General features: G+C 68.6%; 19 protein-coding genes. 4 read left to right on the top strand and 15 right to left on the bottom strand.

From position 1 onward, the window contains the following. Window positions 1–28: 28 nt before the first annotated feature. The 8 genes from E4V99_RS07495 to E4V99_RS07460 all read right to left on the bottom strand — a co-directional run bounded on the left by E4V99_RS07495 (window position 29) and on the right by E4V99_RS07460 (window position 8,901). Window positions 29–940: an SDR family NAD(P)-dependent oxidoreductase gene (locus tag E4V99_RS07495; RefSeq protein WP_135116823.1), complete on the bottom strand. Its 912-nt coding sequence runs from the start codon at window positions 938–940 to the stop codon at window positions 29–31. Beyond that, window positions 937–2,097 (bottom strand): branched-chain amino acid ABC transporter permease, encoded by a 1,161-nt coding sequence (locus E4V99_RS07490; protein ID WP_135070050.1) that lies wholly within the window; start codon window positions 2,095–2,097, stop codon window positions 937–939. Before E4V99_RS07490 ends, E4V99_RS07495 begins: the two co-directional genes overlap by 4 nt. A 1-nt stretch (window position 2,098) precedes the next feature. Then, window positions 2,099–3,004: a branched-chain amino acid ABC transporter permease gene (locus E4V99_RS07485; RefSeq protein ID WP_135070053.1), complete on the bottom strand. Its 906-nt coding sequence runs from the start codon at window positions 3,002–3,004 to the stop codon at window positions 2,099–2,101. Continuing rightward, the gene (locus E4V99_RS07480; protein ID WP_135071576.1) at window positions 3,004–3,816 is read right to left on the bottom strand and encodes an ABC transporter ATP-binding protein; all 813 of its coding nucleotides are present in this window, start codon (window positions 3,814–3,816) and stop codon (window positions 3,004–3,006) included. Before E4V99_RS07480 ends, E4V99_RS07485 begins: the two co-directional genes overlap by 1 nt. Then, window positions 3,813–4,637, bottom strand: coding sequence for an ABC transporter ATP-binding protein (locus E4V99_RS07475; RefSeq protein ID WP_135116822.1), 825 nt, complete (start codon window positions 4,635–4,637; stop codon window positions 3,813–3,815). Before E4V99_RS07475 ends, E4V99_RS07480 begins: the two co-directional genes overlap by 4 nt. An 83-nt stretch (window positions 4,638–4,720) precedes the next feature. Continuing rightward, a complete protein-coding gene (locus E4V99_RS07470) occupies window positions 4,721–6,016 on the bottom strand; it encodes an ABC transporter substrate-binding protein (RefSeq protein ID WP_135070059.1) in 1,296 nt (431 codons plus the stop codon). A 32-nt stretch (window positions 6,017–6,048) separates the two neighbouring features. Then, the gene (locus tag E4V99_RS07465; protein WP_135116821.1) at window positions 6,049–7,794 is read right to left on the bottom strand and encodes a CocE/NonD family hydrolase; all 1,746 of its coding nucleotides are present in this window, start codon (window positions 7,792–7,794) and stop codon (window positions 6,049–6,051) included. A gap of 9 nt (window positions 7,795–7,803) precedes the next feature. Further along, complete coding sequence (locus E4V99_RS07460; protein ID WP_135070065.1) at window positions 7,804–8,901, bottom strand: LLM class flavin-dependent oxidoreductase; 1,098 nt, start codon at window positions 8,899–8,901, stop codon at window positions 7,804–7,806. 152 nt (window positions 8,902–9,053) lie between these two features. On the opposite strand from E4V99_RS07460, the gene E4V99_RS07455 reads away from it, so the two are divergent. Further along, window positions 9,054–10,001 carry an NADP-dependent oxidoreductase gene (locus E4V99_RS07455; RefSeq protein ID WP_135116820.1) on the top strand — a complete coding sequence of 316 codons (948 nt, stop codon included), beginning with the start codon at window positions 9,054–9,056 and terminating at the stop codon, window positions 9,999–10,001. A gap of 63 nt (window positions 10,002–10,064) precedes the next feature. Here the strand turns inward: E4V99_RS07455 and E4V99_RS07450 are convergent, their stop codons facing one another. Further along, window positions 10,065–11,156, bottom strand: a complete 1,092-nt coding sequence (locus E4V99_RS07450; protein ID WP_135116819.1) for an LLM class flavin-dependent oxidoreductase — start codon at window positions 11,154–11,156, stop codon at window positions 10,065–10,067. Between the two features lie 183 nt (window positions 11,157–11,339). On the opposite strand from E4V99_RS07450, the gene E4V99_RS07445 reads away from it, so the two are divergent. Then, window positions 11,340–12,146 (top strand): SDR family NAD(P)-dependent oxidoreductase, encoded by an 807-nt coding sequence (locus E4V99_RS07445; RefSeq protein ID WP_135116818.1) that lies wholly within the window; start codon window positions 11,340–11,342, stop codon window positions 12,144–12,146. A 160-nt stretch (window positions 12,147–12,306) separates the two neighbouring features. Here E4V99_RS07445 and E4V99_RS07440 read toward each other — a convergent pair whose 3' ends face one another. Beyond that, window positions 12,307–13,803 (bottom strand): aldehyde dehydrogenase family protein, encoded by a 1,497-nt coding sequence (locus tag E4V99_RS07440; RefSeq protein ID WP_135070077.1) that lies wholly within the window; start codon window positions 13,801–13,803, stop codon window positions 12,307–12,309. A gap of 186 nt (window positions 13,804–13,989) precedes the next feature. Here E4V99_RS07440 and E4V99_RS07435 point away from each other — a divergent pair, with 186 nt between their 5' ends. Then, window positions 13,990–14,646, top strand: coding sequence for a GntR family transcriptional regulator (locus tag E4V99_RS07435; protein ID WP_135070080.1), 657 nt, complete (start codon window positions 13,990–13,992; stop codon window positions 14,644–14,646). 66 nt (window positions 14,647–14,712) lie between these two features. On the opposite strand, the gene E4V99_RS07430 is transcribed toward E4V99_RS07435, so the two are convergent. Genes E4V99_RS07430 through E4V99_RS07410 form a run of 5 tightly spaced genes read right to left on the bottom strand, consistent with a single transcriptional unit; the run spans window position 14,713 to window position 19,396 of the window. Next, a complete protein-coding gene (locus tag E4V99_RS07430; RefSeq protein ID WP_240742750.1) occupies window positions 14,713–15,969 on the bottom strand; it encodes an ABC transporter substrate-binding protein in 1,257 nt (418 codons plus the stop codon). Then, on the bottom strand, window positions 15,966–17,033 hold the full coding sequence (locus E4V99_RS07425) for a branched-chain amino acid ABC transporter permease (protein ID WP_135070083.1): 1,068 nt from the start codon (window positions 17,031–17,033) through the stop codon (window positions 15,966–15,968). The genes E4V99_RS07430 and E4V99_RS07425 overlap by 4 nt, the downstream gene beginning before the upstream one ends. After that, complete coding sequence (locus E4V99_RS07420) at window positions 17,033–17,914, bottom strand: branched-chain amino acid ABC transporter permease (RefSeq protein WP_135070086.1); 882 nt, start codon at window positions 17,912–17,914, stop codon at window positions 17,033–17,035. The genes E4V99_RS07425 and E4V99_RS07420 overlap by 1 nt, the downstream gene beginning before the upstream one ends. A gap of 2 nt (window positions 17,915–17,916) precedes the next feature. Then, complete coding sequence (locus tag E4V99_RS07415) at window positions 17,917–18,627, bottom strand: ABC transporter ATP-binding protein (RefSeq protein ID WP_135070089.1); 711 nt, start codon at window positions 18,625–18,627, stop codon at window positions 17,917–17,919. Continuing rightward, a complete protein-coding gene (locus E4V99_RS07410; protein WP_135070092.1) occupies window positions 18,614–19,396 on the bottom strand; it encodes an ABC transporter ATP-binding protein in 783 nt (260 codons plus the stop codon). The genes E4V99_RS07415 and E4V99_RS07410 overlap by 14 nt, the downstream gene beginning before the upstream one ends. A 202-nt stretch (window positions 19,397–19,598) precedes the next feature. Between E4V99_RS07410 and E4V99_RS07405 the strand changes: the two genes are divergently transcribed. Then, a complete protein-coding gene (locus E4V99_RS07405; protein WP_135070095.1) occupies window positions 19,599–20,372 on the top strand; it encodes an NAD(P)-dependent oxidoreductase in 774 nt (257 codons plus the stop codon). Window positions 20,373–20,391 lie beyond the last annotated feature (19 nt).

Raw genomic sequence — 20,391 nt, 5'->3', positions numbered from 1 at the left:
TGCGCGCCGGGGCGCGCCTGTGATGATCCTACGTCGAGGACGGACCCCCGCCCTCGGCGGCCGCTCGGCGGAACTGCTGCAGCGCTTCGGTCCGCGCTGCCGCACCGCCGGGAGTGAGGTCGTCGACGACGGGGACCGCGTCCAGCACGCTGCCGAACTTCCGCTCCAGGTCCTCGCGCACCTCGGGATAGGGGATGGCGTAGAGCTCGCCGGCTTCCATCGCGCGCTTGAGGTGCAAGGCCAGGGCTTCGGGATCCATGCCGTGCCGGTACACCTCCGTCAGCGCCGAGACGAATCGCTGGTCGGTGCGGATGCCCGTGTCCACTCCGGCGTCGGGGCGAAGCTCGTGGGACGTCGCGATGTTGGACCGGATGTTCGCCGGACACAACACGGTCACACCGATGCCATGCCGGGGCAGCACCTGCGCGTAGCTCTCCATGAGGCTGATGACCCCCGCTTTGGCCGCGGAGTACGGAGCGGTCATGAGACCGCCCTCGAACCCTCCGACAGAGGCCACCGACGCGACGTGCCCGCCCTGCCCGGCCTCGATCATCCGCGGGACGAAGGTGACCATGCCGTTCACCACCCCGCCGAGGTTCACCCCGAGGAGCCAGTCGTAGTCGGCGAACGTGAGGGTTTCGGCCGATCCGAAGCCGTTCACGCCCGCCGTGTTGAAGAGCAGCGTGACCGGGTCGCCGAAGTGCGACTCCACGGCGTCCGCGGTCGCGGCATAGGCCGCCCGGTCGGTGACGTCCAGGGGAGCCCCCCAGGCCTCGATCCCCTCTGCGCGCAATCGGGTGACGGCGTCGTCGACGGCAGCCTCCCGCACATCCGCCACGGCGATGCGCGCACCGGCACGGCCGAACACGAGCGCCTGGCCGAAACCCGCGCCCGACGCCGCACCCGTGATGAAGGCGACGCGACCGGCGAACCGGCTCATGCGGTTCCCTCTCCGGAGGATGCGGTCCGACGGCGCCGCAGCGGCCGCGTGAGCCACAGGCCGAAGACCTTGAGGAGGTGTGTGAGTCCTCGCGGCTCGAACATCAGGATGAGGACCAGGAGCACGCCGTACAGCACGACGGGGAACTGTCCCACCGGAATGCCCCACGTCCCATCGGGTGTCGACGAGTTGGCCTTGAGGAAGGGGATGAACTCGGCGTATCGGCTGGCCAGGACGGGGATCGAGCAGATGATCAGGCTCCCCACGACCGGCCCCCACGCGGTGGCCAGTCCGCCCACCGTGACGATGATGATGAAGTTCAGCCCCATGGCGAGGTTGAACTGCTCCGGACTGACGAAGCGCAGCTGAGCGACGTAGAACGCACCGCCGAGGGCGCCCATCGCGCTGGAGATGGCGTACGCGCCGACCATCGAGCGCACCGGGTTGATACCCGCGACGCGCGCGGGGAGGTCCGCATCCCGCAGGGCCACGATGTGGCGGCCACCGGGGGACTTCATCAGCAGATGGACGAGGAACATGCACAGCGCGACGAACAGCCACACGAGCATGAACAGGCCCTGCTGGTAGTTGTAGGTCATACCGCCGACCTGCAGCGCTGCGAAATCCAGCGGCCCGACCGAGAGGTTCACTGCGGCCCTGCGCCCGGCCACGCCCCCGGTGAGGTCGCTCCAGTTCACGAAGATGTACTGGCCGATGAAGATCAGGCCGAGGCTCAGGACGATCTGATAGACGCCCTTCAGCCGCAGCGCCAGGGGCGCGACCAGCGCTCCCGACACGGCTCCCACCACCACGACCGCGAGCAGCCAGAGAGGCAGGGGCAGGTCCATGATCGACCCGAACCCCACCGCCGTGAAGGCGCCGATCGCGAGGAAGAACGGCTGCCCCATGTTGATCTGACCCGCATAGCCGTTCAGCACGTTCAGACCGATCGCGGCGATGGAGAAGAAGCCGACGGTGATGCCGAGTGACAGCAGGAAGGAATCGGCGGTACTCAGGGGCAGGACCACGGCGAGCAGGGTCAGGAGCACCGCTCCGTACCTGGTGACGGGTGACTGGAATATCCGCACTTCACGCCGGATGCGATCGTCGAACACACCCTGCGTCCGAAGGGTGCCGGTGCTTGCCAAGGTGGCCATATCAAGCCCTCCGGAACTCACGTGTGGCGAACAGGCCACTGGGACGGACGAGAAGAACGATGATCATGATGATCCAGGGCAGCACGGTCGCGAAGTGCTGACCGAAGGCCGCCGGGGCGTACCCGTTGGCCAGTTGCTGCAGCACCCCGAGCACGAGCCCACCGGCGACGCAACCGGGGAGGGATCGGATGCCGCCCAGGATGAGAGCCGGCAGCGCGGTGAAGGCGACGACATCCAGCGTCGGGCGCAGCCCCCCGCCGGCCTCCGTCGCCATGAGGACTCCCGCGATGACCGCGGCGCCGGCGCTCATGAGCCATGCGTACGGCGCCACCTTCCGCGGGCTGATGCCCTGAACGAATGCCGCCTGACTGTCGCTCGCAATGGCGCGCATCCCCACTCCCACGCGAGTGTGCTGGATGACCAGCCAGAAGATGATGAGGACGGCGATGCTCAGGACGATCACCCAGATGTCGCGCATCGGCACGTTGATGGCGCCGAGCCGGAGGGTGTTCAGGCCCCACGGGTCGCCCAGGAGGAGCACTTCCGCCCCCCAGGACGACACCGCCGTCGCCTGGCTGAGGCTCAGCAGGCCGATCGTGACGAGAAGGATCGCCAGGCCGGCGGCATGCTGGTCGGCGGTGCGGTCGATCCGCTGGAAGATCACATAGTGGATGGCGAGCCCCAGCGCCGTGACCAGGACGATCGCGATCAGCAGCGAGAGCCAGAAGTTGATGCCGAAGTTCTGATGGAACTGGAACAGCGTGTAGGCGCCGAGGAGCACGAACGACCCCGGCAGCAGGTTGAAGTGCCCGGTGGCCTTCAGCAGCACGACGAAGCTGAGCGACACCAGCGCATAGAGGAACCCGAGCGCGATGCCCGAAATGAGGATCTGGACGAAGGTGTCCATCAGCCTTCGCCTCCCTTCGTCGTTTTCACGGCCGACGCGTCGCCGGCGGCGGCGGCGCCCAGATATGCCTCCACGACGCGCGGGTTGGCCTGCGTCTCCGCGGGGGTGCCCAGTCCGATCGCCTGACCGAAATTGAGGGCGAGCACCCGGTCCGCCACATCCATCACCAGGAAGGTGTCGTGCTCGATGAGCACGATGGTCAAGCCCATCGCTTCCTTCAGCTCGAGCACCGCTCCGATCAACTCGTCCGTCTCGGCGTGGTTCAGCCCGGCAACCGGTTCGTCGAGCAGCAGCAGCTGCGGTGCGACGACAGCCGCCTTCGCCAATTCGATCCGTTTGCGCGTGCCGTAGGGCAGGCTCTTGATGGGCGTGTGGGCGAGGTCGGCCATCCCCATGACATCCAGCACCTCGTAGGCGTGCTGGCGCGCGTCGATCTCATCGCGGCGGGCCTTGCCGAACCATGCCAGACCGGCCGGGATTCCTGCGCCGATCTTGCTGGCTCGACCGACGAGCACGTTCTCGAGCACCGTCATGCTGGAGAACAGGCCCAGGTTCTGGAAGGTCCGGGCGATACCGTGCTGCGCGATCTGATCCGCCCGCTGGCCCGTCAGGGGTGTGCCGTCGAAGCGGATCTCGCCCGAGTAGCTCACGAGCCCGCTGAGGCAGTTGAACAGAGTCGTCTTTCCTGCGCCGTTGGGCCCGATGATCGCGAACAGCTCCCCCCTCTCGACGTCGAAGCTGACCTGGTCGACCGCCGTGACGCCACCGAATCTGACGGTCACATCCTGGGCGCTCAGCAATGCTCCACTCATCGGATCCGACCTCTCTTGCGCTCCTCGTAGGCCACACGGAAGGAACGCCGACCTTCGCCGGCGACACCCAGATACAGCTCCTGCACCACCGGATCCGCCAGCAGATCGGCGCCGGTTCCCTGCCGCGCGACGGATTTCCCATCGAGGACGTAGGCGTAATCGGCGATCGACAGCGCCATCGCGGCGTTCTGCTCGATCAGGAGGACGCTGGTCCCCTGGGCGTTGATCTCGACGATGTAGTCCTTGATCTGTTCCACGATGAGCGGCGCGAGCCCCAGCGACGGTTCGTCGAGCATGAGCAGCGTGGGACGCTGCATGAGCGCCCGCCCGATGGCGAGCATCTGCTGCTCACCGCCGGACATCAGGCCGGCGAGCTGCTTGCGCCGTTCGGCCAGGATCGGGAACATCCCGTAGACGCGCTCACGGCTCTCTTTCGCCTCCGCCAACGTCCTGGTGAAGCCGCCGGCGCTGAGGTTCTCCTCGACGGTCAGGTCCGGGAAGGTACGTCGCCCCTCCATGACCATCGAGATCCCCCGCTGTACGCGCGCGGACGCCGTCTTGGACTTCAGGTCCTGACCTTCGAACAGGACCGCGCCGGTGTCGAGCGAGCCTCCGGTGAAGGGCAGGAGTCCGGAGATCGTGGACAGGGCCGTCGTCTTACCGGCGCCGTTCACGCCGATCAGAACGACGATCTGACCGCGGTACACCCGCAGGTCGACGTTCTGGAGCGCTCGCACGGCGCCACCGGAGTAGCTGACGGACACCTCGGTCAGTTCGAGCAGGGGCAGCTCTCGCGCACCTGCTGCGGCATCGGATGCCATGGGGCACCTCTCTGTGAATCCGGCAGCTGCCGGAGACGGGTACGGAGCGGGCGGCGACGAATGCCGTCGCCGCCCGCTGAGACTCACGGAGCGACGGATTCCAGGTACTTCACCGCGACATCCGAGTCGTAGTTGTACGCCTCGAGCTTCAGGCCGGTGGGAACCGATCCGTCGATGCGGAACATCGACAGCTTGTGCGGGGGCACGTTCTCGGCGGCCGTCGCCCCGATCACGACATCGCCGCCGGTGAGGCCGAGCTCGTCCTCCCACGTGCCGATCTCCGTGGCCGCCGTGGCGATGCCTTCACGGCTGAGGTCGCCGTTCTCCAGCGCCTGGGCGAGGATGTCGGCGGTCAGCAGACCGTTGACGTAGCCCGTCAAGTGGGCGTTGGCGCTCGGGGTGTAGTCCGGGTTGATCGCCTCGAGGTCTTCGATGAGCATGGCCTGGCCCGGAGCGTTCTCTCCCAGCCACTCGTCACCGGGAACCGAGATGATCGCGTTCTCCGCCAGCCAGTCGGCGCCGGGTCCGGTCGCCAGGGTGATGTTGTAGGCGCTGTTGCCGGCCAGCACCAGCGGCGTGAAGTCCTGCTGCACCGACTGCACCGCCAGCGTCTGCAGGAAGCCGCCGGTTCCGCCGGTCATGACGACGTCACAGTCGGCGTTCTTCATCGAGGTGATCTGCGCGGTCAGCTGGTCGGCGTTCGGGGCGAAGGTCGTGTCGATGCCCTTCGTGAGACCCAGTTCCTCCAGGGTGAAGTCGAAGTTCTCCTGGATGTACTTGCCCAGCGTGTCTTCGACGGTCATGCTGCAGAACGTCGCGTCCTCCACGTCGTAGGTTTCGACCGCGTAGGGGATGAGGCTCGCAGCGTGGCTGCTGGTCATCGGCAGGCTCGGCACCAGGTGGTCGGCGAACTGGAGGTTGGGAGTCGTTCCACCCGGGATGAGGGTCATCTTGTCGGTCTCGATGGAGGGCAGCATGGCGTCGATGATCGTCGAGCCGAGCACGAGCGAGACCATCGCCACGTCGTCCTTGAATCCCTCGTAGAGCGGGATCGCGGTCGCGGCGTCGTACTTCGTGTCCTGGTTCACCACTTCGAGCGTCCAGCCCTCCATGGCACCTCCGGGCTGGGTGGCGCGGTGGAATGCGGCATCCATGCCTTCGATGTTCGTGATGGCGCCGGCGAAGACGCCGGAGACGGGGACGAGCGCTCCCACCTTGATCGTCTTCGTGTCCAGGTCGACACCCGGACCGCCCACGATTTCGCCGTCGCCGGCTGGGCCGGCGTCCGAACCACCGGTCGGGGTTCCGGCGCATCCGCTCAGAGCCAGGCCCGCGGCGGCGAGCAGTGCGATGGCACCGGTGACATGTGTTCTCTTCATTGAGTCCTCCTTGCTGTGATTTTCGGGTGGTGCTAGGGAGAAACGGGTTGCACGGGCAACACGATGTGGGACGGATGAGCGCCGTTGTGCAGGATCCGCTGCCGGGCCGTACGGCGCTGCTCCGGCGGCACGATCGCGTTGTTGCCGAGCACGCCGGCGTTGACATCCCAGTTCGGGTAGGACGAGCTGGCGATGTCGACGCGGAGGCGGTGGCCCGCCCGGAACAGCCAGCTCGTCGCCCACAGGTCGATTTCGTACTCCACGACCTCGTTCGGCCCAACGGGCGTCGCCTCATCCTGCCCGTTGCGGAATTTGGCTCGGACGATCCCGTCCACGACACCGATGGCGCGCCCGTCGGGGTGCACGTCGATGAGGCGAGCGACGAAGTCGGTGTCCTCGGCGTCCGTGGCCGCGAACAGCCGCACCGTCACCGGCCCGGTGACCTCGAGATCCTCGGCCAGTTCGTCGCCGGTGAAACGGACGATGTCGCTGCGTCCATCGAGCGGTCGCTGGTCACGCGGTCCGGCGGTCCATTCGTTGCCGCCCTCGAGGCCTCCCGCGAAGACACCGGACTGCCCTCCCCGCATGGGAACAGGGTCGTTCGGGTCGTGGATGTAGCGGGTCTCGCCGGTGTCCCCCTGCGGCGCCCGCGGGGAGAGCGACCCCCCCTCGCCGAGGAACCATGGCGTCCATCGCGTTCCCGGAAGGGGCCACTCCTGCTCCTCCCGCCAGCGTCCAGCCTGCATGACGTAGAGGCGAACCGGGGCCCCGGGCACCTCGCTCCCGTCGGCGGCCGCTCGCGCGAAGTCTGCGACCGCGGCCTCCAGTCCGAAACCGGCCGCCGAAGCCGGCGCGCCGAAGCTCATATCGCCGACGGTGCCGCTCTGGTCGATGTGCTGCCACGGACCGATGATGAGGCGCTGGCCGGCGCGGGCGCGCTCGGTGGCCGCCTCCGCGCGCAGACACGTGAAGTTCGCGATCGTCCCGCCGAGGAAGAGGTCGAACCATCCTCCGACGTGCAGCGCGGGCACCTCGACGTCGGACCGACGGTCGCGGTAGCTGATCGAGGGCCAGTACTCCCCGGTCGTGTCGGCAGCAGCCCACCGGCGCCACGTGGGGAGAACCTCGCTGAGCACTGGCGCGTCGATGAGCGCACCGGACCCGACCGAGGCATACGGATCGGCCGCATGCCGGAAGAAGCGGCCCATCACCTCGCGCACGTCCTCACCGTGCTGGGCGCGGTAGGTCAAGGACTGCAGCGTCTTCATGGTGTACCAGCCGGTGAGCTGCCCCATCTGGAACGCACCGGAGCGGTATGCCAACCGTGTCTGGTAGTCGTCCGGCGTCACGACCGGAATCATCCCGGCCAGCGCGCGGGGCTGGTCCACAGCGCCCGCGAACTGGACCATGCCGGAGTAGGACGCCCCGTACATCACGACGCGGCCGTTCGAGAAGGGCAGCGATCCGCACCACTCGATCGCGTCGACCGTGTCCGGCCCCTCGCCCTCGAACGGGACGAACTCTCCGTCCGAGTCACCCGTTCCGCGGCAGTCCTGGATCACGATCGCGAATCCGCGATCCAGAAGGGACCAGATGGGCAGGTTCCGCGTCAGCGGCTCGCCGTAGGGGTTCCGCACCAGCACGATCGGCTGCGTCTCCCGGTCCGCCATCCGGTGCACGACCGAACGCAGTGTGACGCCGTCGCGCGTCGTCATCGGCACGCCGCTGTCCACCAGTCGCCGGCTGGGCATGCCGACCTCACCCGTGCTGTCAACCATGATCGGGGCTCAGCGGGCCTTGGAGCCGCCGGCGATGCGGGCGTCGTAGTTGCGGCGCGCGGTCGGCATGACCTTCTCCGCGAACGTCCGCAGGCTGACCTCGGCCATCGACTGCGGCATACCGCCGAACGAGGGCGCCACGACGAGCTCGAACTGCCCCATCACGTCCTGCATCCAGTCCAGCTTCTCGATCAGCTGCTGCGGCGTCCCATACAGTGCGGCATCGGCGTAGTCGCGGCCGGCCTGATCGACGCCCTTCTCCCGCAGCGCCCCGGCCTTCTCGGCGTAGCGCTCGTACCCCTTCTGCGTCGCGAAGTGGTTGCCGAGGAACTCGTAGTGCTCGACGTTCTGGTGCCAGAAGTTGACGATGTACTCGTACATCCGGTCCTTCGCGACGTCGGGGTCTTCGTGGCAGTACATGTTGGCGTTGATGCAGATCGGGGCAGGTTCATCGTCCCACGTCTCACGCCACAGGTTGTTGTACAGCTCGAACGTCTCCACCAGCTTGTCGACCGGACGCAGGATGAAGGACATCACGCTGACGCGGTTCTTCACCGCGGCGATGATCGAGTCCTCCGAGCCGGCCACCGTGTACATGCGGCCCTTGAAGCTCCGGATCGGCCCCGGCTTGAGCTGGCGCCGCGGCTGCTCGTAGTGGGGGCCCTTGCCCTCGATGAAACCTGTCTCGAGCGCTTCGATGATCATGGGCACGGCTTCGTCCATGCGCTCGCGCGATTCGCCGACCGGGATGCGCAGGCCCTCGAATTCGACACGGGCAACCCCGCGACCCATTCCGAAGATCGCGCGCCCACCGGAGAGGTTGTCCAGCAGCAGCAGCTTCGACGCCACGCGCAGGGGATCGTTCCACGGCAGGATGACCGCGCCGGTTCCGAGGCGGATGCGCTCGGTCTTCGCCGCGACGTAGGAGAGCCACTGGATGTTGTCGGGCATGAAGGAGTAGTCGGTGAAGTGGTGTTCGACGGCCCACACGCTGTCGTACCCGAGGGGCTCCGACAGGATGGCGAGATCGGTCTCGCCCTTCACCACCTGGTACTCCGGGACGGTTTTGTCGTAGCGGCCGAAACCGAAGTTCACTCCGATGTGCATCGCCGATGCTCCTTCGCGATCGTGATCAGGGGCACCCGCGCACCCCGATTTCTGTTCAAGCTACTGAGGCTCGTGCGCGCCCCGACGTCTCATCGTGAGACGCCGGGGCTGCGTGACGGGAGACCGGCACCGACCCGTCTACCATCACTCGGATGCACCCAGAAACCGCTTCCCTGACGACCGGCCTCGCCGTCGCCTTCACGCAGCCCGGCGGCCCCGACGTGCTCCACGTGACCCGCGTACCGGTGGCTGAGCCCGGGCCCGGCGAGGCGCGCGTCCGTGTCGAAGCCGCCGCCGTACATCCGTCCGACATCGCCGTCCGGGCGGGAGTGATGCCCATCGCCGGACCCCCTCCGCACGTACCGGGCATGGCCTACGCCGGAGTCGTCGAGGCGGTCGGGCCCGACAGCCTATGGCGGACCGGTGACCGCGTCATGGGGATGGCCCTCCCCTCGAGTCCCTACGGAGGCGCCTATCGCGAGCGGCTCGTCGCACCGGACGACACCCTGGGCGCGGTACCCGATCACATCGAGCTCGACCAGGCCGCCACGCTGCCGATGAACGGCCATACGGCGATCCAAGCGATGCGCGTGCTCGATCTGCCGCCGGGGTCGACCGTCGTCGTCACGGGTGCGGCGGGCGCGCTGGGGGCGATCATCCTTCCCCTCGCTGCCGCCGAAGGGCTGCGGGTCATCGGGGTCTGCTCCGACGATGACCGTCCGATCGTCCTCGAACGAGGCGCGGCGTCGACCGTGGCGCGAGGTGACGATCTCGCCGAGCGACTCGTCGTCCACGCAGGTGGGCCGGTCGACGCCGCCGTCGATCTCGCCGTGATCGACGACGCGATCCTGCCGGCCGTCCGCCCCGGCGGTGTCGTGGTCACTCTGCGCGGCTGGGCGGGCTCGGGGGACAGCGGCGCTCGGGTCGTGCCGGTCATGGTCCCGCGCGAGTGGCACGCCGGCCGTCAGCTCCAGAAGCTCGCCGACGCACGCTACCTGACCCGGCCCCTCGAGATCTTCACGCCGCACCGGGCGGAGGAAGCCCACGCGCGCGTCCAGTCCGGACGACTCCGGTCCGGTGTCGTCATCGACTTCCGCTGATCGCCCGACGCCCCCGGGTCTGACCCCGTCGGCCGGGCGCTCGAAGACGCCCGGCCGACGGCCTCAGACAGATGCGGCGGCGGTCGCGTCGTAGTGCTGGCGGGCCTTGGGCATGACCTCGCGGGCGAACAGTTCCACGCTCTTGCGTGCTGTGTCATGCGACATCCCGCCGAACGAGGGCTGCAGCACGAGGTCGAACTGACCCATCTGCTCCTGGATCCAGACCAGCTTGTCGAGGATCTGCTGGGGCGTTCCGTACAGAGCGGCGTCGGCGTAGTCCCGGCCGGCCTTGCTCACGCCCTTCTCACGGATGAGCGCGGCCGTGTCGGCATAGCGCTCGTACCCCTTCGTGTCGGCGAAGTGCACCCCGTCCATCTCGTAGTGGGCCACATTCGCCTCGAAGAAGTTGCCGACGTACTCGTACATGCCGTCGAGAGCGACCTGTTCGTCCTCGTGGCAGTACATCGCGACATTCAGCGAGACGGGGGGCGCCTGCTCGTCCCAGACCTCGCGGTAGTAGTCGAGGTATGCCTGGAAGGTGGGCATCATCTTGTCGACCGGGCGGAGGATGAACGACATCAAGCGGCACTTGTTGTTCACGCCGGACACCATCGAGTCGTGCGAGCCCGCGACCGTGAAGATGCGGTCGCCCCACGGCGCGAAGGGACCGGGCTTGATGGGCGTGCGGGGCACGGGGAAGAACGGCCCGTCACCCTGCATGTATCCCGACTCGATGGCCTCGATGATCATCTTGGAGGACTCGTCGAAGCGGCCTCGCGTCTCCCCCAGCGGAATTCCGAACGGCTCGAACTCCTTGCGGGAGAGCCCGCGGCCCATCCCGAACAGGACGCGCCCCTCGGAGAGATGGTCCAGCATGAGCAGCTTCTCGGCGACACGGATCGGCTGGGTGTTCCACGGCAGGATGACCGCGCCGGTGCCGAGCTTGATGGACGAGGTCCGCGCCGCGACGTGCGCGAGCCACAGAAGGTTGTCGGGGCAGAACGCGTAGTCGCTGAAGTGGTGCTCCACCGCCCAGACACTGTCGTACCCGAGCCCCTCGGCGAGCACCGCGAGCTCTGTCTCGCTGCGGTAGACGTCGTGGTCGGACACCTCCGGGTCGAGTTTTCCGAAGCCGAAGTTCAGACCGATGTGCATGGATGCTCCTTTGCGCGGTGGGACGCCTGGACGCGCGAGTGCGTCGGACGGCCTCCACGCTAAGAGGGCGGCGACGGTCCGGGAGCTATCACCTTGAGACGACCAGCCCGCCGCGGCGCAAACTGAGACCTCCGTGCCCGCCCGAGGGCGACAGAATTCTCGGAGGCACGAAAGGAAGGTCCGATGGAGGGCATCAAGGATTGGAACGGCCGCGTGGCGGTCGTCACCGGTGGTGGCAGCGGCATCGGCAAGGGCATCGCCGGGGCGTTCCGGGAGGTCGGCGCCACCGTCGTCGTCGCAGATCGGGACGCCGCCGCGCTGGAGCGTGCGCGCGCGGATGGCTACTCCGCCTATGCCACGGATGTGACGGACGCGAAGGAGGTCTCCCAGCTCGCCGACGAGGTGCTCGATGCCTTCGGGCGCGTGGATCTCGTGGTGAACAACGCCGGAGTCGGGCCGAAGGCCGCGGCGAAAGACCTCACCCTCGAGGACTGGCGCTGGGTGCTCGACGTGAACCTCATGGGGGTCGTGCACGGAGTGCAGGCCTTCCTCCCCGCGCTTCTCGCTAATCCGCACGGCGCGTGGATGGTGAACACGGCGTCGATGTCGCGCTTCTTCACTCCCCCCGGCTACGCGCCCTACGTCGCCAGCAAGGCGGCCGTCGAGGGGCTGAGCCTGACCATCGCCGCCGAGTTGGAAGCCGCCGGCGACACCGTCGGCGTCACGGTGCTGCACCCGGGCGCCGTCCGCTCGAACATCAAGGACAGTCTGCGGAATCGACCGGCGGGCTCGACCGGCGGGCTCGTCGATTTCGACATCGCCCAGAAGATCACCGACACCGACATGTGGATCGAGCCGGAGGAGGCCGGGGCGATCGTCCTGCGCGCCGTGCGCAACGGCGATCGTTACGCGTTCACCCACCCCAACATGCTCGGTGACGTCGAATCATCCTTCGCGGGAGTGCGGGACGCGATGACGCGGTACTCCTGACCCGGCGCAATCCGTCCCCCTCGCAGCCCGAACTCCGGCAGTATGCGGCCGGAAGGCGGAGGACGCGCCCCTGCAACCGGTTCCCGGCAACGGTTTTGAGGAGTTCGGGCCCCGGCGCAAGGGGAGACGGGGCGGCCGTCGGTGGCCGCCCCAGTCCTGCTCAGTGCGCCATGCCGGCGAGCGCCTCGGGGTCGATCGTGGCGATCGAGCGGGTGTCCTGGAACGCCCGCACGCCTTCGATCCCCTGCTCGCGTCCCATTCCGGACTGCTTCATGCCGCCGAACGGGGCGCGCAGGTCCAGGCGCGTCGCGCCGTGGTCATTGACCCACACGTACCCGCACACCAGTTGCGATCCCACGCGCTGCGCGGCGGTGGGGTCGGCGGTCCACACCGAACCGCACAAGCCGCCCCACGTGTCGTTGGCCATCCGCACCGCCTCGTCCTCATCGTCGAACGGGATGATCGGGATGACCGGACCGAACTGCTCCTGCGTGACCACGCGCAGCTGCAGGTCGGGGTCGACCACGATCGCCGGGCGCAGGAAGTTGCCGCCGGCGAGATCGCCCGTGGGCAGCTCGCCGAACTCGCGCACGTCGGCGCCGGCGTCCTTGGCCTCCTGGATGATCTCCTCGACGAACGCCTTCTGAGCCGGCTGGTGCAGCGGGCCCATCGTCGTGCCCTCATCCAGGCCGTAGCCGAGGACCACCGTGTTCAGCCGCGCCTCCAGTCCGGCGACCAGCTCGTCCATGCGCGAGCGGTGCACGAAGACGCGCTTCGCATTCATGCAGATCTGGCCGGTGGTGTCGTAGATCGCCGCGAAGAGGCGGTCGAGGTGCGTGTCGTCGAGGATCGCGTCCTCGAGGAAGACGGCAGCGTCGTTGCCGCCCAGCTCCAGCGTCACCCTGGTGAGGGTCTTGGACGCCATCTCCATCATGCGCTTGCCGCCGTTGACCGACCCGGTGAAGCACACCTTCGCCACGTCGGTGTTCTGGATGAGGCCCGCCATGTCCGCATCGCGGCCGGTCACGACGTTCAGGACCCCGGGCGGCAGCTTCTCGGCCACCCGCTGCACCACGCGGGTGGTGGCCAGGGGCGCCGAGGGCGGCGGCTTCACGATCGCCGTGTTCCCCGCCAGCAGCGCGTGCGGCAGCGCCGCTCCCAGGATCGCGATCGGCCAGTTGAAGGGGACGATCACCGTCACCGCGCCGAGCGGCTGGTAGGCGACCTCCGTCGAGACGGGGATCGCTCCGGGCACCACCGGCAGGGTGTGCCCCTTCTCGACCTCGTCGGCGAGCATGAGCGCGAGGTTCCAGCGGATCTCGAACACGAGCGCGTCGACCCAGGCCTCCATCCGGACCTTGCCGTTCTCCTGCGACAGGATGGCGGCGTCCTCGTCGCGGTCATCGGCGATGCCGGCGATGGCCTCGGCCATCATCCGTGCCCGTTCGGCGGCACCCAGCGCCGCCCAGCCCGGGAACGCCGAATTCGCGGCAGCGACGGCATCCGCCACATCCGCTGCCGACGCCGCGGCGGCCTGCCCGACCACCGCGCCGGGCTTGGCGGGGTCGGCCACCGACAGCACGTCGTCGGTGAAGCGCTCGGCTCCCCCGATGTAGAGTCCGGTCCGCACTCCGGCAGACGTCTCGGTCATCGTCATCTCTGCGCTCCTCGCCTTCGACGCTGCCCGCACCGAGCGATGCGGCGCGGACCTCGGGATGCCAGCGCAGTGCCGCAGCGCTGCGGCATTCCATGTCCACGAATAATGCTAGCCGGATTGGTGCGGATGTCGGCGACAATATTCCTGACGCGGGAAGCCTCGCGCCGCCTGGCGGAAGGACCACGCATGACCACGCTGCCCACCGACGATCCGTCGTCGGCCGATTCGCCCGACCTGACCGTCCAGATCAGGGAGGCGATCCTGCGGGGCGAGTTCGTCCCCCACCAGCGGCTCGTGGAGGCCGACCTGTCCGAGCGCTTCGGCGCGACGCGCGCGTCGGTGCGCACGGCGCTGCTGAACCTGGCCGGCGAAGGACTCGTCGAACGCCTCCCCAACCGCGGCGCGCGGGTTCGGGCGATCTCCGTGCAGGAGGCGGTGGAGATCGTGGAGGTGCGCATCGGCTTGGAGTCGCTGTGCGTGCGCAAGGCGGCGGAGAACCTCACCGACGCCGGCGAGGCGCAGCTGCGGACGCTGCGCGACGAGATCCAGGCCGCCGTGGCCGCCGGGGACCTGTTCGAGTATTCGCGACTGAATCAGGACATGGACCGCCTCGTGCGCGAGCTCAGCGGCCATGCCACGGCGACGCTCCTGCTGGAACGCCTGCGCGCCCAATCCGCCCGCCACCAGTTCCGCCTCGCCTTCCAGCCCGGTCGCGCGATGCAGTCGGCGCCGGAGCACATCGCGATCATCGACGCGGTGCTCGCCCGCGACGCGGATGCGGCCGAGGCAGCCACCCGCGCGCACCTGCAGGGCATCGTTGAGGTGCTGCAGACTCTGGAATGACCCCCGCACGACGAACGGCCCGGGCTGTCGCAGCCCGGGCCGTCCGTCATCGCTTGCAGGGATGCGTCAGCCGAAGTCCTCGACCGTGGCGTACCCCTTGCCGTTGAACTTCTGCACGACCACCGTGGAGACGGCGGGCATGCCGCTCTCGGTGGTGTTGACCGCGGTGCCCTCGAGCATGAACGGCGCCTGGAAGTCCTCGATGGAGCGGAGTTCCTCCATGAAGTTCTCCCGCGTCGGCTCGGTCATGCTCTCGAAGACCTGCTGCAGCGTGGCGCCCACCTGGTAGCTCCACACGCAGTGCGGGAACGCCGGGACGTCCTGGTAGTCGGCGTACTCCTTGAGGTCGTCCAGGAACTCCTGGCCGCCCTCCTCCTCCGCGAACGTGGGGCTGGCCGCAGCCTGCGCGAAGGCGACGGTGTAGACGCCGGGGAACGCCGCGCCGCCACCGGGCTCGACGATCGCCGCCGGGCTGGAGGTGTTGGAGGGCAGGAACCAGCTGGGCAGCCAGCTGAGCTGCTGCGCCTTCTGCAGCGCGGAGATGGCCAGCGGCGTGATCGACATCGCGTTGAAGAAGACGTCGGCGTCGGTGGAGGCGAGCTCCGTCAGCTGGGCGTCGACGGAGGTGTCCGTGGCCTCATAGGTCAGCTCCTTGACGACCTCGACGTTGTCGGCGCCCTCGATGCCGGCCATGAAGCCTTCGACGTAGCCCTCGCCGTAGTCGTCGTTCTGCGCGAGGATGGCGACCTTGTGGTCTTCGCCCGACGCCGCCAGCAGCTCGCCGAACGCCTGGCCCTCGTTCTGGTAGATCGGCACGAAGCCCAGCTGCCACGGGCTCTCGTCCTCTTCGCTGAAGATGGGGTCGCCGGTCATGACCAGCACCTGGGGGACCTCATCCGCCATCGCCGCGTCGCGATAGGCGCGGTTTGTGGGGGTGCCCAGGCCCGCCGTCATCGCGAAGACGCTGTCCTTGAGCTGGTCGTAGTTGGACTTGGCCTTCTGCGGGTCGTATCCGTCGTCCAGCGCCTCGATCTCGACGGTCCGGGTCTTGCCGTCGCCGAACTCCACCCCGCCCGCCTCGTTGACCGCGCCGAAGTACGCCGTGATGCCGGCGACGGTGCAGGTGCCGGGGCCGGCGGTCCCGCCGCTGAGCGGGGTCGTGATGCCCAGCGTGATCGTCTCGTCGGTGATTCCCGGGCTGGCGGCGCCGCCGCCGTCGGATCCCTCCCCGCCGCCGCGCGCGCAGCCGGCGAGGGTGAGTGCGACAGCGGAGGTCAGGGCGACGATGCCCACCGCCGTCCTCGTGCTCTTTCGCATGTTCATGCCTGATCTTGCCTCTCTGTGTTGGTGCCCTCTGCGACGGTCTGCTCCGAAGCGGAGCGCGTCGGGGAGGTCGGGGGTGTCCCGGCTGGGCCGGGGTCACGGCGTCCCCCGCGCCGGGCACGCGCGATCACGCGCGGCAACGACACGAGGCCGCCGGGGAGGACGAACAGCACCAGCAGGAGCAGTGCGCCCTGCAGCAGTGCGGTCAGGTTCGGGTCGATGAGGTTGGTCAGCTGCGGCACGAGCACGTAGTAGGCACCGCCCAGGAGCGATCCCACGATGCTGGCGGCGCCGCCGATGACCATCGAGGCCAGGAGCGTGATGGAGTGGCCGAAGCTCATCGTCTCCGGCGACGTGTACTGCACGACCACCATGTACAGGAAGCCGGCGACGCCGCCGATGAGAGCCGCGACCGTGAAGGCGAGCACCTTGTAGCGATAGGGCGAGATCCCCATCGAGGAGGCGACCGCCTCGTTCGACTTGACGATCGCGAACGCCCGGCCGTACTTGCCGTGGACGAGATTGCGCGTGAGGAGGAAGACGATCCCGCCGATGATGATCACCAGGTACAGCTGCCACTGGTCGTTGTACAGCGCCGGCCACGGCGAGTCGGAGAACCGGGACGAGAGCCCCTGGGATCCGCCGGTCACCTCCGCCATGCGCTTGGCCAGCGGCACTCCGATGATCGGCAGCGCGATCGTGACCATCGCGATCGCGAGGCCCCCCAGCCGCGCCGCCGCCAGCGCGATCAGAAGCCCCATGATCCCGGGGATGAGGATGCTGAGGACGAACACCAGCACGATGTTCCAGTCCTGCTGCACGCCGTACGCGGTGACGTAGGCGCCGATGCCGACGAAGAAGATCTGACCGAGTGAGACCTGACCGGCGTATCCCATGACGACGTTCAGCCCGAGCACGGCCACCGCGAAGACGCCGATGCGCGCGAGGGTCTGGTTGGCGAATTCGGGCAGGATCAGCGGCAGCACGGCCAGCGCGACGACCGCGATCGCGACCAGGAGCCACCGCACCCAGGTACGGGAGAAGAGTTCTGCTGCTGCGGACATCAGACGCGCACCACCGCTTTCCGGCCGAACAGGCCCTGAGGTCGAACGATCAGCACGAGGAAGATGAGCGCGAACGGAACGGCGACCTTCAGGTCGTAACCGATGAACGGCACGTACACGGCGGCGAGGTTCTCCAGAACGCCGATCAGCCACGCGGCGAGGACGACGCCGATGGGGCTGGTGAGCCCGCCCAGGATGACCGCGGCCAGCGCGTAGACCAGCGCGGTGTCCATCATGCCGGGGGTCAGGGTCAGCTGCGGCGCCACCAGCGCTCCCGCCACGGCGCCCAGCGCCGCCGCCAGTCCCCAACCGGTCATCAGCAGCCGACCCACCGGCAGCCCGGAGTACGAGGCGGACTGCGGATTGATCGCGACCGCGCGCAGGGCGAGCCCGAGCTTGGTCCCGAGGAACAGGCCCTGCAGGAGGAGCATGATCGCGATGATCACGACGGTCGTGCCGATCGAGCGGATGCTGATGGACGCGCCGAAGACCTGCACCGTGTCCAGCGGGAACAGCGATGCGAACTGCTGGTTGTTGTAGGTGAACAGCCAGCCGCAGATCCCGGTGATGAGGGTCAGCAGTCCGATCGTGGCGACCACCGCCGTGTCGGGGTCACCGCCTTCGAAGCGGCGCATGACGTACCGCTCGATGAGGGCGCCCAGGACGAAGGAGATCAGGACGGAGAAGAGGATCGCGAGGATCAGCGGAACCCCGAGGCCCGTGAACCACCACGCGATGTAGGCCGCGAGCACCGCCATGCCGCCCTGGGCGAAGTTGATCAGGCCTGTGGCCTGGTTCACGAGCACGATCGCCAGTGCGAGCGCCGCGTAGATCGATCCGGTCGAGAGCCCGTCCACGACGAGCTGGATGAAGGTCCCCACGGTCAGCCTCCCAGGTAAGCGCGTCGGATCTCGTCCATGCCGCGAAGCTCGGCCGAGGTGCCGGTGAGCACGCTGCGGCCGGTCTCCAGCACCGTCGCGGTGTCCACGAGTGTGAAGGCGAGGTTGGCGTTCTGCTCCACGATGAGCATCGCGATCCCCGATTCGACCCGGAGGCGCGCGATAGCGGCGTACACGTTCTGCGCCGTGCTGGGTGCCAGCCCGAGGGATGCCTCATCCAGCAGGAGCAGGCGCGGACGGGCCATGAACGCGCGCGCGACGGCGAGCATCTGCTGCTCTCCACCGGAGAGCGCGGAGGCGTGCGAGGTGTACCGCTCCTTGAGGTTGGGGAACAGCTCGAGCATGTAGTCCATGTCGGACTGCACGCCCTTGCGGTCCTTGCGCTGGTAGGCGCCGACGCGGAGGTTCTCGCGGACGGTCAGACCACCCAGCGTCCCGCGCCCTTCGGGCACGTGCGCGATGCCGATCCCGGCGACCTGCTCGGGGCGCTTGCCGCGGATGTCCTTGCCGTCGAAGACGATGCGACCCCCTGCGCGCACGGCGCCGCTGATGGCCCGCAGCGTGGTGGTCTTGCCCGCCCCGTTGGCCCCCAGGATGCCGACGGCTCCCCCCTCGGGCACGCTCAGCGACACGCCTTCGAGAACCTGCACGGGTCCATAGAAAGCGGTGACCTCGTCCAGCTCAAGCAGCGTCATCGGTCGCGTCCTTTCCGAGGTACGCCTCGATCACGCGCGGGTCGGACTGCGCCTGCGCGGCCGTGCCCTCCATCAGCTTGCGCCCGTGGTCGAGCACCACGACACGGTCGGTCAGCGCGGAGATGAGTCCCATGTTGTGCTCGACGACGATGACGGTGATGTCGTCCTCGTCACGGATGCGGCGCACCGTCGTGATCAGGTGCTCCACCTCGGAGTGCGGCAGGCCGGCGGCCGGCTCATCCAGCAGCAGCAGCGAGGGCCGCGACAGCAGGGCGCGACACAGCTCGACGCCCTTGTGCAGACCGTGGGAGAGCTCGTCCGCGCGCATCTTGGTCGCCCAGCCCAGCCCGTGGCGCTCCAGCAGCTCAACCGCTTCAGCGCGGCGGGCGCGCTCGGCGCCTACGGTGCGCGGCAGGCGCATGCCCCACTGGAGGGGTCCGCCGGGCAGGCGCGTGTGCGCGCCGAGCAGGACGTTCTCCAGCACGGTGGCCTCCAACTGCAGCGCGGGGTGCTGGAACGTCCGGGCCAGTCCATGCGCGGCGAGGGTCGCCGGCGCGTTGCCCTCGACGGCGTTGCCGTCGATCGCGATGGTGCCGGAGGTGGGCCGGTAGTGACCGCTGATGCAGTTGAAGAGGGAGGTCTTGCCCGCACCGTTGGGTCCGACCAGCCCGAGGATCTGCCCGGGCTCGACCTCGAAGGACACGTCCTCCAGTACGGTGATTCCACCGAACCGCAGATTGAGGTCGTGCAGGGTCAGTTGCGCCGCCATCGGCCGCCTTTCGGGTCGTTGCGTCAATGCTCGCGACAGTAGCCCAGAGGGCCTTATGGGACCGTACGGACTTGCTTTCGGATTGTCAACGATTTTGGTGCCCGTCAGGCGCGATCGTTATCGAACACGCCGAGCAGCGCGGATCCGCCGGATTGTCGACGATAGTGGCGTGAATCCGCGCTCGTGGTTAAGGTGAGGCACCATGACGAGGATCGCGGTCATCGGCCTCGGCGAGGCGGGCTCCCTGTACGCGCGGGGCCTGCAGTCCGCCGGTGCGCGGGTGCGGGGTTACGACCCGTTCGTGCAGGCGACCGCCGATATCGAGCAGTGCGACGACCCCGCCGACGCCGTCGACGGCGCGGATGTCGTGCTGAGCCTGGTGTGGGCGCGCACGGCACTGGCCGCCGCCGAGCAGGTCCTGCCGCTGCTGCAGCCGGGCGCGGTCTACGCCGATTTGAACACCGCGGCGCGCGAGGTGAAGGAGCGCGTCGCCGGCCTCGGCACCACTCACCGCATCGCGGTGGCCGACGTGGCCGTTCTCGCTCCCGTCCCCCGCGCCGCCGAGCGGACGGCTCTGCTGGCCAGCGGCGACGGTGCCGCGCGGTTCGCCGCCGCCCTCACGCCGCTCGGGGTTCCGGTGGAGCTGCTCGCCGGCCCGGCGGGGGATGCGGCGGAGCGCAAGCTCCTGCGCAGCGTGTTCATGAAGGGGCTGGCTGCGCTCGTGATCGAGAGCCTCGAGGCCGCACGCGGCACGGGTGCCGAGGCGTGGCTGCGCGAGCAGATGGCGCGGGAGTTCGGAGCCGGCGGCGCGGCGAAAGTCGATCACCTGGTGAGCGGCACCCACCGCCATATCGAGCGGCGCGAGCAGGAGGTGCGCGACGCCCTGGCCGCCCTGGAGTCCGGCGGCCGTCATTCCGACCTCACGCGCGCGACTCTCGCGTGGTATCAGCGGATCCTCGCCGAGCGCAGCAGCTGACCGGCCTCACCTGAGCTGC

The organism is Microbacterium sp. dk485 (genome assembly GCF_004570445.1).
GTDB classification, from domain to species: Bacteria; Actinomycetota; Actinomycetes; order Actinomycetales; family Microbacteriaceae; genus Microbacterium; species Microbacterium wangchenii.
This window is presented reverse-complemented; position numbering and strand designations above follow the sequence as displayed.